Annotated in this window: 12 protein-coding genes; 9 read left to right on the top strand and 3 right to left on the bottom strand. The window is 67.0% G+C overall.

Annotated features, from left to right (window positions below; translation table 11 throughout):
- The first annotated feature begins 97 nt into the window (after window positions 1–97).
- From HZ992_RS17270 to HZ992_RS17235, 8 genes are all read left to right on the top strand, one after another.
- Entirely contained in the window at window positions 98–1,183 is a 1,086-nt protein-coding gene (locus tag HZ992_RS17270; RefSeq protein ID WP_209383059.1) for a porin, read from the top strand.
- Window positions 1,184–1,279: 96 nt separating this feature from the next.
- Complete coding sequence (locus HZ992_RS17265) at window positions 1,280–1,990, top strand: DUF3047 domain-containing protein (RefSeq protein ID WP_245213081.1); 711 nt, start codon at window positions 1,280–1,282, stop codon at window positions 1,988–1,990.
- A gap of 100 nt (window positions 1,991–2,090) precedes the next feature.
- Entirely contained in the window at window positions 2,091–3,074 is a 984-nt protein-coding gene (locus HZ992_RS17260; RefSeq protein ID WP_209383058.1) for an ABC transporter permease, read from the top strand.
- Window positions 3,074–4,312 (top strand): M20 aminoacylase family protein, encoded by a 1,239-nt coding sequence (locus HZ992_RS17255; protein WP_209383057.1) that lies wholly within the window; start codon window positions 3,074–3,076, stop codon window positions 4,310–4,312. The genes HZ992_RS17260 and HZ992_RS17255 overlap by 1 nt, the downstream gene beginning before the upstream one ends.
- Window positions 4,309–5,880 carry an ABC transporter substrate-binding protein gene (locus tag HZ992_RS17250; RefSeq protein WP_209383056.1) on the top strand — a complete coding sequence of 524 codons (1,572 nt, stop codon included), beginning with the start codon at window positions 4,309–4,311 and terminating at the stop codon, window positions 5,878–5,880. Before HZ992_RS17255 ends, HZ992_RS17250 begins: the two co-directional genes overlap by 4 nt.
- Before the next feature lie 12 nt (window positions 5,881–5,892).
- Entirely contained in the window at window positions 5,893–6,804 is a 912-nt protein-coding gene (locus tag HZ992_RS17245) for an ABC transporter permease (RefSeq protein ID WP_209383055.1), read from the top strand.
- The gene (locus tag HZ992_RS17240) at window positions 6,801–7,784 is read left to right on the top strand and encodes an ABC transporter ATP-binding protein (RefSeq protein WP_209383054.1); all 984 of its coding nucleotides are present in this window, start codon (window positions 6,801–6,803) and stop codon (window positions 7,782–7,784) included. Before HZ992_RS17245 ends, HZ992_RS17240 begins: the two co-directional genes overlap by 4 nt.
- The gene (locus HZ992_RS17235; protein ID WP_209383053.1) at window positions 7,781–8,776 is read left to right on the top strand and encodes an ABC transporter ATP-binding protein; all 996 of its coding nucleotides are present in this window, start codon (window positions 7,781–7,783) and stop codon (window positions 8,774–8,776) included. The genes HZ992_RS17240 and HZ992_RS17235 overlap by 4 nt, the downstream gene beginning before the upstream one ends.
- A 10-nt stretch (window positions 8,777–8,786) precedes the next feature.
- Here HZ992_RS17235 and lysA read toward each other — a convergent pair whose 3' ends face one another.
- Together lysA and HZ992_RS17225 are read right to left on the bottom strand one after the other, a co-directional pair.
- Window positions 8,787–10,061: a diaminopimelate decarboxylase gene (gene lysA, locus HZ992_RS17230; RefSeq protein ID WP_209383052.1), complete on the bottom strand. Its 1,275-nt coding sequence runs from the start codon at window positions 10,059–10,061 to the stop codon at window positions 8,787–8,789.
- Window positions 10,058–10,237, bottom strand: coding sequence for an LPS translocon maturation chaperone LptM (locus HZ992_RS17225; RefSeq protein WP_209383051.1), 180 nt, complete (start codon window positions 10,235–10,237; stop codon window positions 10,058–10,060). Before HZ992_RS17225 ends, lysA begins: the two co-directional genes overlap by 4 nt.
- A gap of 45 nt (window positions 10,238–10,282) precedes the next feature.
- Between HZ992_RS17225 and cyaY the strand changes: the two genes are divergently transcribed.
- Window positions 10,283–10,624: an iron donor protein CyaY gene (cyaY, locus tag HZ992_RS17220; RefSeq protein WP_209387214.1), complete on the top strand. Its 342-nt coding sequence runs from the start codon at window positions 10,283–10,285 to the stop codon at window positions 10,622–10,624.
- Here cyaY and HZ992_RS17215 read toward each other — a convergent pair.
- Window positions 10,614–12,995 (bottom strand): penicillin-binding protein 1A, encoded by a 2,382-nt coding sequence (locus HZ992_RS17215; protein WP_209383050.1) that lies wholly within the window; start codon window positions 12,993–12,995, stop codon window positions 10,614–10,616. The two genes, cyaY and HZ992_RS17215, sit on opposite strands and share 11 nt — an antisense overlap.
- Window positions 12,996–13,057: the final 62 nt, after the last annotated feature.

The raw sequence follows: 13,057 nt of genomic DNA, 5'->3' as shown, positions 1-13,057 counted from the left end.
GCAATACGCCCAACTTCCGCTGAGGGGGTTCGGCCTGATCTGCCCGCGAGGGCGCCAGTCGATCGGGACCTCTTGTTCAACCTAGGAGATAGTCGCAATGAAAAAATCTCTGCTCGCTCTCGCAGTTCTGGGCGCATTCGCCGGCACCGCTTCGGCTCAATCGTCGGTCACCATCTACGGCGTGCTCGACATGAGCATTGCCAAGGACAACTGCTCCGCCACCACGGTCTGTGCGGTGAATCCGGGCGCACCCGCCGGTGATGCTTGGACCATGCAGCAGTCCACGACTTCGCGTCTGGGCTTCCGCGGCAACGAAGACCTGGGTGGCGGCCTGTCGGCCCAGTTCCAGATCGAACACCGCTTCAACCCGGACACCGGCGCGCAGAACCAGACTCCGTTCTGGAACGGTCGCAGCTACGTGCAACTGAGCAGCGCCGCTGCCGGTGCCGTGTACCTGGGTCGCGAGTACACCCCGGCATTCTGGGTTCAGTTGAAGTCGGATCCGTTCGGCAACGACGGCGTCGGCCAGACTGGCGTCGGCATCACCTGGGCGGGCTACATGACCCCGGACTTTCCCTCTGGTGTGACGGGCACTGGGGGAACTCCGCCTACCAGCCCGGTGCAAGCAGCTTGGCCGGCTGGCGGCAGCGCTCGTTCTTCGAACACTATCGGCTACAAGACGCCGTCGCTGGGTGGCCTGACCGCCAACGTCGCCGTGAGCCTGTCCGAGTCCAGCGGCCAGGGCCGCAACACCGGCTTCAACGTCGAATACGCCGCGGGTCCGATCTACGCCGGCCTGGGGTTCGAGAAGATCAATGATGGCGCCAGCGACGGCCGCGGCGTTACCAACTTCGCGCTGCACTACAACCTCGGCTTCGTGAAGCCCATGTTCTACTACGCTAAGTCGAAGTCGGGTGCCCTGGGCGCCGACGACAACAAGGTGTACCTGCTGTCGGCCAGCGCTCCGCTGGGCAACGGCCTGCTGAAGGTCGGCTTCTCGAAGATCTCCTTCGAGAATGGCGCCGAGACGGGCCACAAGAAGCTCGGCCTAGGCTACAACTACAACCTGAGCAAGCGCACGAACCTGTACGCTGACATGGGCAGTTCCACCGGTCGTGCCGCCAACGGCACCAAGGGCGAGCGCAACACGGCTTACGCCTTCGGTCTGCGTCACACGTTCTGATGATGGCTCGCCTCGTGCGAGCTTGAATCGAGCGATCTTGAAAGGCCGCCTTCGGGCGGCCTTTTTCATGGAGCCGCCCGATTTGTCTTTTCTCCCATGAACCGCAGACTTTCCGCCGTCCTGCTTCTGCTGCTGTGCGCCTGCGCGCCGATGCCTTCGTCGGTGCCGCTCGATCGTGGGCCCTGGCAGAACTGGCAGGAGTTCGTGTTGCCTGGCAAGCGCAGCACGGTCTACGAGACGCGCCGTGACGGTGGGCGCGTCGTCATGCATGCGCAGGCGGACGCGTCGGCCAGCATGCTGCGCCGCAAGCTGCGGCTCGACCCGGCGCAGATCGGGCGGGTGCAGTTTTCCTGGCGGGTCGCCAGCCTGATCGAGCAGGCCGACCTGAGCGATGCCGACGTGTCGGACTCGCCGGTGCGTCTGGTGTTCGCCTTCGATGGCGATCACGGACAACTCTCGGCACGCAACAGGATGCTGTTCGAACTGGCGCAGGTGCTCACCGGCGAGCCGCCGCCCTATGCGACGCTGATGTACGTCTGGGACAATCGCGCCGCCGCGGAGTCGGTGATCCGCGGCCCGCGTACCGATCGGGTCCGCAAGATCGTTCTCGAGTCCGGGCCCGGGCAGTGCGGCCGCTGGCTGCACTACGAGCGGGACCTGCGGGCCGACTTCCGCAAGGCATTCGGCGAGGAGCCTGGGCAACTCATCGGTGTTGCCCTGATGACCGACGCAGACAACACCGCGGCCAAGTCCGCGGGGCAGTACGGAGAGGTGCGCGTGCTCGGCCGCGACGGCACGCCGTTGTGAATCGGCGATGATCCGGGCATTCCCGCTTGGCGCGGGGCATGCAATTTGCTGAACTGCGCTGCCGGCGTTGCGCCGGACCGCTGCCCACCGACTCCATCGCATGCTTGCCTTCATCCTGCGTCGCCTGTTGCAGGCGATCGTCGTCATGCTCACGGTGGCTTTCATCGCCTTCATGCTGTTCCAGTATGTCGGGGACCCGGTCACCAACCTGCTGGGGCAGGACGCCACGCCCGAGCAGCGCACACAACTGAGGGCCGATCTGGGACTGGATCAACCCTTCCCGGTGCAGTTCGCCGCCTTCGTGGGCAATGCGCTGCAGGGCGAATTCGGTCTGAGCCTGCGGCAGGGCCGCAAGGTCTCATCGCTGATTGCCGAGCGTCTCCCGGCCACGCTGGAACTCGCGTCGCTGGCTGCGGCGATCGCCTTGCTGGTGGGCATTCCGATGGGCGTGTATGCGGCGCTGAGGCGGGGCAACTTCTTCTCGCAGCTGCTGATGACCTTCTCGCTGATCGGCGTCTCGCTGCCCACCTTCCTGATCGGCATCCTGCTGATCCTGGTCTTCGCCGTGCTGCTGAAGGTGCTGCCGAGTTTCGGCCGCGGCGACGTGGTGACTCTCGGCCCCTGGACCACCGGCTTTCTCACCGTCGATGGCTGGAAGCACCTGATCCTGCCGGCCATCACGCTGTCGGTGTTCCAGCTCACGCTGATCATGCGGCTGGTGCGCGCCGAGATGCTCGAGGTACTGCGCACCGACTACATCAAGTTCGCGCGGGCACGCGGCCTGCCGGATCGCACGGTGTACTTCGGGCATGCGCTGAAGAACACGCTGGTGCCGGTGATCACCATCACCGGGCTGCAACTCGGCTCGCTGATTGCCTTCGCGATCATCACCGAGACGGTGTTCCAGTGGCCAGGCATGGGCCTGCTCTTCATCCAGGCGGTGCAGTTCGCCGACATCCCGGTGATGGCCGCCTACCTGTGCCTGATCGCGCTGATCTTCGTGCTCATCAACCTGGTGGTCGACTTGCTGTACTTCGCGGTCGACCCGCGCCTGCGCCTCGCGTCGGGCACCGGAGGGCATTGATGTCGGCAGCTTCCGCGATGCCCGTCGATGGCGCGTACCGGCGCCTGGCCTCGTGGCATGGCGAGCTGACGGCGTTTCGCCGTGACCTGCACGCTCACCCGGAACTCGGCTTCGAGGAGCGTCGTACTGCATCTCGCGTCGTCGAGGCGCTGCGCGTGGCCGGGGTCGACGAGATCCACGAAGGTGTCGGGCGCACCGGCGTGGTGGGTGTCGTACGTGGTCGCCGCGGCGCGTCGACGCGCGCCATCGGCTTGCGTGCAGACATGGACGCTCTGCCCCTTGTCGAGGAGAACGACTTCGCCTGGCGATCCGCGACCCGCGGCCTGATGCACGGCTGCGGCCACGACGGCCACACGACCATGCTGGTGGGTGCCGCGCGCTACCTGGCCGCGACGCGTGACTTCGACGGTACCGCCGTGCTGATCTTCCAGCCCGGCGAAGAAGGCTTTGCCGGCGCCAAGGCGATGATCGACGACGGCCTGTTCGATCGTTTCCCGGTCGAGTCGGTCTACGCGATGCACAACTGGCCGGCGCTGCCCGCGGGCACGGTGGGCGTTAACGCGGGGCCGATGATGGCGGCTGCCGACCGCATCGAGATCGTCATCCAGGGGCGAGGCGGCCACGGCGCACATCCCTACCTGGCGATCGACCCGGTGCTGGTGGCGGCGCACATCATCACCGCGGCGCAGAGCCTGGTGTCGCGCAACGTCAGCCCGATCGACAACGCGGTGGTCAGCCTGTGCTCGATGCACGCCGGCGAGCCGACGGCCTACAGCGTGATCCCGCGCGAGGCGCGGCTGGTGGGCACGGTGCGCACCTTCCGCCGCGAGGTGCAGGACATGATCGAGGACCGGCTCGGCCGCCTGGTCGAGTCGGTCGCGCTCGGTTTCGGCGCCACAGCGCGGCTCAAGTACATCCGCAGCTACCCGGCCACGATCAACTCGGCGCGTGAAGCGATGTTCGCCGCTGACGTGGCGGCGTCGCTGGTCGGTGAGGCGCACGTGGTGCGCGAACTGCCGCCCAGCATGGGCGCGGAAGACTTCTCCTTCATGCTGCAGGTCAAGCCCGGTGCCTACCTGCGGCTGGGGCAGGGCGGCGAGGGCAGCTGCTTCCTGCACAACAGCCGCTACGATTTCAACGACGACGTGCTGCCGTTGGGCGCCGCGTTGTTCGCCTCGCTCGTCGAGCGTTCGCTCGCCCACCCGAACACCCAGACCATCCAAGGGGAGTCCCCATGACACCACTGCGCCACTCACTCATCGCCGCCGCTCTGGTACTGACCTGCGGCAGCGCGCTGGCCGCCACGCTGCGCGTGGCCAACCAGGGCGACTCGAATTCGATGGACCCGCACTCGCTGAACGAGTCACTGCAACTGAGTTTCACCGGCAACGTCTACGAGCCGCTGGTCGGGCGTGACAAGAAGCTGGGTCTGGCGCCCGCACTGGCCACCAAGTGGTCGGCGACCTCGCCGACGGTGTGGCGCTTCGAGCTGCGCAAGGGTGTCACCTTCCATGGCGGCGAGAAGTTCACTGCCGACGACGTGGTGTTCAGCTTCAAGCGCGCCGCCGGAGACGGGTCCGACATGAAGGGCTACACCTCGGCCATCAAGGAGGTGCGCAAGGTCGACGACTTCACTATCGACATCGAGACGAGCTCACCCTTCCCGATCCTGCCGGACGTGATCTCGCTCGTCTACATCATGAACAAGTCGTGGTGCGAGACGAACAAGGCCGAGAAGCCGGTGGACCGGCGCAAGGGCATCGAGAACGCCGCCTCGTTCCGAACCAACGGCACCGGCCCGTTCCGCACCAAGGAGCGGCAGCCCACCACGCGCACCGTGCTCGTGCGCAACTTCAACTACTGGGGCAAGGTCGAGAGCAACGTCGACGAGGTGATCTTCACCCCCATCGGTAACGACGCCACACGCGTGGCGGCAATGTTGTCCGGCGAGATCGACGTGATGGAGCCGGTGCCGCTGCAGGACGCCGAGCGGCTCAAAGGCAGCGCCAACCTGAAGGTGCTGCAGGGACCGGAGTTGCGCACCATCTTCCTCGGCATGGACCAGAAGCGCGACGAACTGCTGTTCTCCAGCGTCAAGGGCAAGAACCCCTTCAAGGACATCCGCGTGCGGCGGGCCTTCTACCAGGCCATCGACATCGAGACGATCCGCACCCGCGTGATGCGCAATGCGGCCACGCCGACCGGGCTGATGGTGGCGCCGGGCATCAAGGGCTTCGTGGCCGAACTGAACAAGCGCCCGCCGCACGATGTCGAAGCGGCCAAGAAGCTGATGGCCGAAGCCGGTTACCCGAACGGCTTCGAGGTGGGCATGAACTGCCCGAACGACCGCTACGTCAATGACGGCGAGATCTGCCAGGCGGTGGCAGCCAATCTCGCGCGCATCGGCGTGAAGATCAATCTGCAGGCGGAATCGAAGGCGACCTACTTCCCGAAGATCCTCAGCCGCAACACCAGTTTCTACATGCTGGGCTGGACGCCCGGCACCTACGATTCGCACAACGCGCTGTCGAACCTGATGGCGACGCCGACCGAGAAGGGCCAAGGCCTGTTCAATCTCGGTTCCTACAGCAACGCCAAGGTCGATGAGCTGACGCTGAAGATCCAGAGCGAGACCGACGAGTCCAAGCGCAACGCGATGATTGCCGAGGCCTTCAAGCTGCACGCCGACGACTTCGGCCACATCCCGCTGCACCAGCAGGCGCTGGCCTGGGCCATGAAGAAGAACGTCGAACTGGTGCAGTTGGCCGACAACTTCATGCCCTTCAAGTGGATCGTGGTGAAGTAGCCGCCGCGATCCATGTCTTCGGCCCTGCAACGATTCTTCGACGGCGACGTCTGGCACAGCTTCCGCACCTCGCCGGTGGCCATGGCCGCGGCGGCGGTGGCCTTGCTGTGCATCTTCTGCGCCGTGTTCGCGCACTGGGTGGCGCCGCACAACCCCTTCGACCTGGCATCGCTCGAACTGGGTGACGCGCGGCTGCCGCCGGCCTGGGAGCCCGAAGGCAAGCCCAAGTACCTGCTGGGCACCGACGACCAGGGCCGTGACGTGCTGTCCGCGCTGATGTACGGCGCGCGCATCTCGCTGCTCGTCGGGCTGGCTTCGGTGGCGGTGTCGGTGGTGGTGGGCGTCGGCCTCGGCCTGCTGTCGGGTTTCGTGGGCGGCCGCGTCGACGCGCTGATCATGCGTGTCTGCGACGTGATGCTGTCGTTCCCCTCGATCCTGATCGCGCTGCTGATCGACGGCGTGGGCCGCGCGCTGTTCCCGAACGCGCACGACACGCTGGCCTTCGCGGTGCTGATCCTGGCCATCGCCTTGCCGGGCTGGGTACCTTATGCACGCACCGTGCGCGGCTCGACGATGGTGGAGCGCAACAAGGAATACGTGCAGGCCGCCCGCGTGATCGGCGTGTCGTCGGGCCGCATCATGCTGCGCCATGTGCTGCCCAACGTGATGGGGCCGGTGCTGGTGCTGTCGACTATCCAGGTGGCCTCGGCGATCCTCATCGAGGCCACACTGTCCTTCCTCGGCGTGGGCGTGCCGCCGACGCAGCCCTCGCTGGGCACGCTGATCCGCGTCGGCAACGACTTCCTCTTCTCGGGCGAATGGTGGATCACCATCTTCCCGGGCCTGGTGCTGGTGATGATCTCGCTGTCGATCAACCTGCTGGGCGACTGGCTGCGCGACGCCATGAACCCGAGGCTGCGATGAGTTCGCCCCTGCTGGAAGTGCGCCACCTGAGCGTCGACTTTCCGACGCGGCGCGGCACGCTGCTGGCCATCGACGATGTCTCGTTCGACATCGCACCGGGCGAGGTGCTCGGTGTGGTCGGCGAGTCCGGGGCCGGCAAGTCTCTCACCGGCGCGGCCATCATCGGGCTGCTCGAGCCGCCCGGGCGCATCGCCGGCGGCGAAATCCTGCTGGAGGGCCGGCGCATCGACAAGCTGCCGCCGGAAGACATGCGCAAGCTGCGCGGGCGCCACATCGGCGCCATCTTCCAGGACCCGCTCACGTCGCTGAATCCGCTGTACACCGTGGGCCGGCAACTCGTCGAGACGATCCGCACCCACCTGCCGCTGAGCGAGAAGCAGGCGCGCGAGCGCGCGATCTCGCTGCTGGCCGACACCGGCATCCCGGCGCCCGAGGCGCGATTCGACCAGTACCCGCACCAGTTCTCCGGCGGCATGCGGCAGCGTGTGGTCATCGCGCTGGCGCTTGCCGCCGAGCCCAAGTTGATCGTTGCCGACGAGCCGACGACGGCGTTGGATGTGTCGATCCAGGCGCAGATCATCGCGCTGCTGAAGAAGGTGTGCCGCGAGCACGGCGCTGCCGTCATGCTGGTCACGCACGACATGGGCGTGATCGCCGAGACCTGCGACCGCGTCGCCGTGATGTACGCCGGACGCATCGTCGAGATCGGCCCGGTGGCCGACGTGATTCACCGGCCGGCGCATCCCTATACCGTCGGCCTGATGGGTTCCATCCCGGCCATGGACGAGGACCGCGAGCGCCTGCTGCAGATCGACGGTGCCATGCCGCGACTGAATGCAATCCCGGCAGGATGCGCGTTCAATCCGCGCTGCCCCAAGGTGTTCGACCGGTGCCGTGTGGAGCGCCCCGATCTCGTCGAGGCAGGCGCCACGCGCGCGGCTTGCTGGTTGCTCACCGGCCACGGCGCGACGACACCATGAACAAGCCGCTCGTCGAGGTGCAGGACCTGGCCAAGACCTTCGAGGTCTCGGCGCCCTGGCTGAACCGCGTGGTCGAGCGCAAGCCGCGGCAATTTGTCCACGCCGTCGATGGCGTGAGCTTCGACATCGGACGCGGCCGCACGCTGGCGCTGGTCGGAGAATCAGGCTGTGGAAAGAGCACGGTGGCCCGGCTTCTCGTCGGCCTGTACGCACCCACGCGGGGCACGATCCGCTTCGACGGGCAGGACACGCGTGCCGTATTCGCCTCCGCTGGCGGGCAGGCGCTGCACCGGCGCATGCAGATGATCTTCCAGGACCCGTTCGCAAGCCTGAACCCGCGCTGGAAGGTGCTCGACATCGTCGCCGAGCCACTGCGGGAGCACGGGCTCGTGCAGGGCAAGGCCGCCGTGCAGGATCGCGTGGGCGAACTGCTGAAGTCGGTTGGCCTGGCTGCGGCAGACGCGGCCAAGTTCCCGCATCAGTTTTCCGGCGGGCAACGACAGCGCATCTCGATTGCGCGGGCGCTGGCCACGCAGCCGGAGTTTCTCGTCTGCGACGAGCCCACTTCCGCGCTCGACGTGTCGGTGCAGGCGCAGGTGCTGAACATCATGAAGGACCTTCAGCAGAGCCGCGGCCTGACCTACCTGTTCATCTCGCACAACCTGGCCGTCGTGCGGCACGTGGCCGATGAAGTCGGCGTCATGTACCTCGGCCGCCTGGTGGAGGTGGCGCCCAAGGCCGAGCTGTTCGCGCGGCCTCGCCACCCCTACACGCGCATGCTGCTCGACGCGATCCCGGACATCGGCATGAGCGGGCGGGCTCGCACGCCGGTGCAAGGCGAGGTGCCCAATCCGCTGGAGCCGCCGAGCGGTTGCTCCTTCCACCCGCGCTGCCCGCACGCCAACGAGCGATGCCGCCGCGAGCGGCCGCTGCAGCAGATGTTCGGCGGCATCCGCATCGCCTGCCACGGGGTGGAAGAAGGTCGGATCTGAGTCGCGGTTCTCAGCGCGTCGGCAGCAAGCGCTCGCCGCGGAAGAGCTCCGCCGGCGTTTCGCGTTCGCGAATTAGCCAGGCCTCGTTGCCGGAGACCATCACCTCGGCGGCGCGGCCGCGGCTGTTGTAGTTGCTCGCCATGCTCATGCCGTAGGCGCCGGCAGAGAGCACGGCGATCGCGTCGCCGGGCTGAACGGCCAGGCTGCGGTCACGGCCCAGCCAGTCACCCGACTCGCACACCGGGCCGACCACGTCCATCAGCACCGGCGGCGTGTCGCGCAGCGTACAGGCCGCCATGCCCATCCAGGCCTGGTACATGGCCGGGCGCATCAGGTCGTTCATGGCGGCGTCGACGATGCAGAAGTTCTTCTCGGCGCCCGGCTTCAGGTAGATCACGCTGGCCAGCAGCACGCCGGCATTGCCGACCAGCGAGCGGCCGGGTTCGAAGAGGATCTTGCGGTGCCCATGACTGCGTGCGTCGATGCGCGCGAGCAACGAGCGCACCAGCGTCTCGGCCTCCGGTGGCTGCTCGTCGGTGTAGGTGATGCCCAGGCCGCCGCCCAGGTCGAGGTGGTGCAGCTTGATGCCCTGCGCCTCGACGGCCTCGACCAGGTCGAGCACGCGGTCCAGCGCGTCGAGGTAGGGGCCGATCTCTGTGATCTGCGAGCCGATGTGGCAATCGATGCCGACCACCTCGAGGCCCGGCAGCGCCGCGGCATGGCGGTAGATCTCTGCGGCGCGATCGTGCGCGACGCCGAACTTGTTGCCCTTCAGCCCGGTCGAGATGTAGGGGTGGGTCTTGGGGTCGACATCCGGATTCACGCGCAGGCTGATGCGCGCCTGGCGGCCCATGCCCTGGGCCACCTCGGAGAGCAGCGTCAGTTCGCTCTCGCTCTCGACGTTGAAGCAGGACACGCCGGTGGCCAGGGCCTGGCACATCTCGGCGGCGGTCTTGCCCACACCGGAGAACACGACGCGCGACGGGTCGCCGCCGGCGGCGAGCACGCGCTCGAGTTCGCCGCCCGAGACGATGTCGAAGCCACAGCCGGCCTGCGCGAAGGTCTGCAGCACCGCGAGGTTGCTGTTCGCCTTCATCGCATAGCAGATCAGGTGGTCGCGGCCGGCCAGCGCACGCTGGTAGCCGGCGAGCGACTCCAGCATGGCTGAGCGCGAATAGACGTACAGCGGCGTGCCGAACTGCCGGGCCAGTGCGTTCAGCGCGCAGCCCTCGATGAAGAGTTCGTGGCCGCGGTAGGCCACGTGCGGTGCGCCGGGCAGCTTCATCGCGAAGCCGGCGCGGACGCGGCTGTGGCGGGCTTGGGCGCGATCAGCGGGCCCTTCTGGCCGCAGGCCGACAGGCCTGCCAGCGCGAGGCCGGCGGCAATGACAACGAGGCCGTGAGGGCGGGCGGAGACGACGCGGCGCGTCGGCGTCGGTACACTGGTCTTGCACTGCAGCATGCCGGGATTCTATCGACCATGAACGCACCTTTCGAACCCACGCCCCTGAACGACACCGAGTTCCATTCGATCACCGCGTCGATGCTCGCCCGCATCGAATCCACGGTCGACCAATGGTTGCAGGATGATGTCGTCGACATCGACACGCACCGTACCGGGGGTCTGCTCGAGCTCGGCTTCCCCAACGGCAGCAAGATCGTGATCAACACGCAGCCGCCGCTGCACGAGATGTGGCTGGCGGCACGCCAAGGCGGCTTCCACTACAAGTACGCGAAGGGTGCCTGGCGCGATACGCGCGACGGCCGCGAGTTCTTCGAGGCCCTGTCGGCCTGCGCGAGCGAGCAGGCCGGCCGGCCGCTGCGCTTCGAGCCGGCCGTCAGCGCTTGAACAGGTCGAGGATGCCCTTGCGCTCTTCCTCGACCGGCGGCTCGGTGGTCGCGGCCGGCTCCTCGAGGCCCAGGCTGTTGACCCCGCTGCCGTTGGCATACTCGTTGTAGTACCACTCGCCGCCCACGTTCACCACGCCCGGCGGTGCGGCGGGCTCGGACACCGGCACTCCCTTGAGCGCCACGCTCATGTAGTCGATCCACACCGGCAGCGACAGGCCGCCGCCGGTTTCGCGGTCACCCAGTTTGCGCGGCGTGTCGTAGCCCATCCAGACGACTGCGACCACTTCTTTCTGCCAGCCGGCGAACCAGGCGTCGTTCGAGTCGTTGGTGGTGCCGGTCTTGCCGTAGATGTCGGGCCGCTTGAGGCGGGCCTGCGCGCTGGCTGCCGTGCCCGATCGCGTCACTTCCTGCAGCAGGCTGGTCATGACGAATGCGTTGCGTGCTTCCAGCGTGCGTGCCGACTCGTCCAGCAGCGCGGGTTTGGGCTCGTTGAGAACGCGGCCCTTGCTGTCGGTGATGCGGCTGATCAGCATCGGGCTGACGCGGTAGCCGCCGTTGGCGAACACGCCATAGGCGGTGGCCATCTGCAGCGGCGTCACCGCACCGGCGCCGAGCGCCATCGTCAGGAAAGCCGGGTGCTTCTCGGCCTCGAAGCCGAAGCGCGTGACCCAGTCCTGCGCGAACTGCGGCGTGATGGCCTGCAGGATGCGGATCGAGATCATGTTCTTGGACTTCGCCAGGCCGCGGCGCATCGACATCGGACCGTCGAACTGGCCGTCGTAGTTCTTCGGCTCCCAGGGCTGGCTGCCGGTCACGTCAGCGTCGAAGAACAGCGGCGCGTCGTTGATCACCGTCGCCGGCGTGAAGCCCTTCTCGAGCGAGGCGGAGTAGATGAACGGCTTGAAGCTCGAACCCGGCTGGCGCCAGGCCTGCGTGACGTGGTTGAAGCTGCTCTTGGAGAAGTCGAAGCCGCCGACCATCGCGCGGATCGCGCCGCTGCGCGGATCGAGCGCGACAAAGGCACCTTCCACCTCGGGTTGCTGCGTGATGCTCCAGTCGCCCTTGGGGCCGCGGATGACGCGGATCACCGCGCCGCGCCGGATGGCCGTTTTCGGGTTGCCCTTTTCTGCCAGCCCCGAGGTGGCGGGCTTCAGGCCATCGCCCGTCATGGTGACCGTTTCGCCTGACTGCAGCGCCGCCACCACCTTCTTCGGGCTGGCCTCGAGGGCGACGGCAGCCTTCAATTCGTCGTTGTCCGGGTGGTCCTGCAGCGCCTCGGCGACGCGCGCGTCCAGGTCCTTCGGGTTCGCTGGCAGATCGACGTAAGCCTCCGGCCCGCGATAGACCTGGCGCCGCTCGAAATCCATGATGCCCTTGCGCAGGGCGCGGTAGGCCACCATCTGCTCGGTCGAACCGAGGGTCAGGTAGACGTTCAGGCCGCGGGTGTAGGCATCGGCGCCGTACTGGCTGAAGATCAGCTGGCGCGCGACCTCGGCCACGTGCTCGGCATGCACTGCGACTTCGCTCTGGGTGCGGTAGCGCAGCGTCTCGGCCTTGGCGGCATCGTGCTGTTCGGCGGTGATGAAGCCGTTCTCCAGCATGCGGTCGATGATGTACTGCTGCCGCTCGGTGGCCCGCTTCGGGTTGACGATTGGGTTGTAGGCCGAAGGCGCCTTCGGCAGCCCGGCGAGCATGGCCGCCTCGGCGATCGACAGGTCCTTCAGCGGCTTGCCGAAGTAGATCTCGCTGGCGGCGGCGAAGCCGTAGGCCCGCTGTCCGAGGAAGATCTGGTTCATGTAGACCTCGAGGATCTGCTCCTTGCTGAGCAGGCTCTCGATCTTCAGTGCCAGCAGCACCTCGTAGATCTTGCGGGTGAAGGTCTTCTCGGTGGACAGGTAGAAGTTGCGCGCCACCTGCATGGTGATGGTCGAGGCACCCTGACTTCGCGACTCGCTCAGGTGGGCCAGGCCGGCGCGCAGCACGCCCTTGTAGTCGACGCCGCTGTGCTCGTAGAAGCGCGCGTCCTCGATGGCAAGCACGGCTTGCTGCATCACCTTCGGAATCTCCGCGATCGGCGCAAAGCTTCTCCGCTCCTCGCCGAATTCGCCGAGCAGCACCTCGTCGGCCGAGAAGATGCGCATCGGCAGCTTCGGACGGTAGTCGGTCAGACCACTGATCTCCGGCAGGTTGGGATAGGCGACGGCCAGCGCAATCGCCACCAGGATCAGCACGGAAGCCACCGCAGCCGCAGTGAGCCCGGCCAGGGCCAGCAGGGCCTTCACGGGCCACGCTGCCCAAGCTGGCAGGGCGGAGGCGCCGGAGCCTCGGGAAACTGGGGCACCCTCGGCAGGGCGCTCTGAATCGGTCATGGATCTCCGTCGAAGCCGAAACTCATTATAGAAAGCACCGCATGCATCAATTTGTCACGGAA

The organism is Rhizobacter sp. AJA081-3 (assembly GCF_017795745.1).
In the GTDB taxonomy this organism is placed as follows: Bacteria; Pseudomonadota; Gammaproteobacteria; order Burkholderiales; family Burkholderiaceae_C; genus Piscinibacter.
The sequence above is the reverse complement of the archived record's forward strand: the minus strand, read 5'-3'. Positions and strand labels throughout refer to the sequence as shown.

Bases quoted from the DNA above. Each gene is read 5' to 3' on its own strand.
- HZ992_RS17245 (WP_209383055.1), top strand. From the start codon at position 5,893: ATGTCTTCGGCCCTGCAACGATTCTTCGACGGCGACGTCTGGCACAGC.
- HZ992_RS17270 (WP_209383059.1), top strand. From the start codon at position 98: ATGAAAAAATCTCTGCTCGCTCTCGCAGTTCTGGGCGCATTCGCCGGC.
- HZ992_RS17250 (WP_209383056.1), top strand. From the start codon at position 4,309: ATGACACCACTGCGCCACTCACTCATCGCCGCCGCTCTGGTACTGACC.
- HZ992_RS17265 (WP_245213081.1), top strand. From the start codon at position 1,280: ATGAACCGCAGACTTTCCGCCGTCCTGCTTCTGCTGCTGTGCGCCTGC.
- HZ992_RS17225 (WP_209383051.1), bottom strand. From the start codon at position 10,237: ATGCTGCAGTGCAAGACCAGTGTACCGACGCCGACGCGCCGCGTCGTC.
- lysA (WP_209383052.1), bottom strand. From the start codon at position 10,061: ATGAAGCTGCCCGGCGCACCGCACGTGGCCTACCGCGGCCACGAACTC.
- HZ992_RS17260 (WP_209383058.1), top strand. From the start codon at position 2,091: ATGCTTGCCTTCATCCTGCGTCGCCTGTTGCAGGCGATCGTCGTCATG.
- HZ992_RS17255 (WP_209383057.1), top strand. From the start codon at position 3,074: ATGTCGGCAGCTTCCGCGATGCCCGTCGATGGCGCGTACCGGCGCCTG.
- HZ992_RS17235 (WP_209383053.1), top strand. From the start codon at position 7,781: ATGAACAAGCCGCTCGTCGAGGTGCAGGACCTGGCCAAGACCTTCGAG.
- HZ992_RS17215 (WP_209383050.1), bottom strand. From the start codon at position 12,995: ATGACCGATTCAGAGCGCCCTGCCGAGGGTGCCCCAGTTTCCCGAGGC.
- HZ992_RS17240 (WP_209383054.1), top strand. From the start codon at position 6,801: ATGAGTTCGCCCCTGCTGGAAGTGCGCCACCTGAGCGTCGACTTTCCG.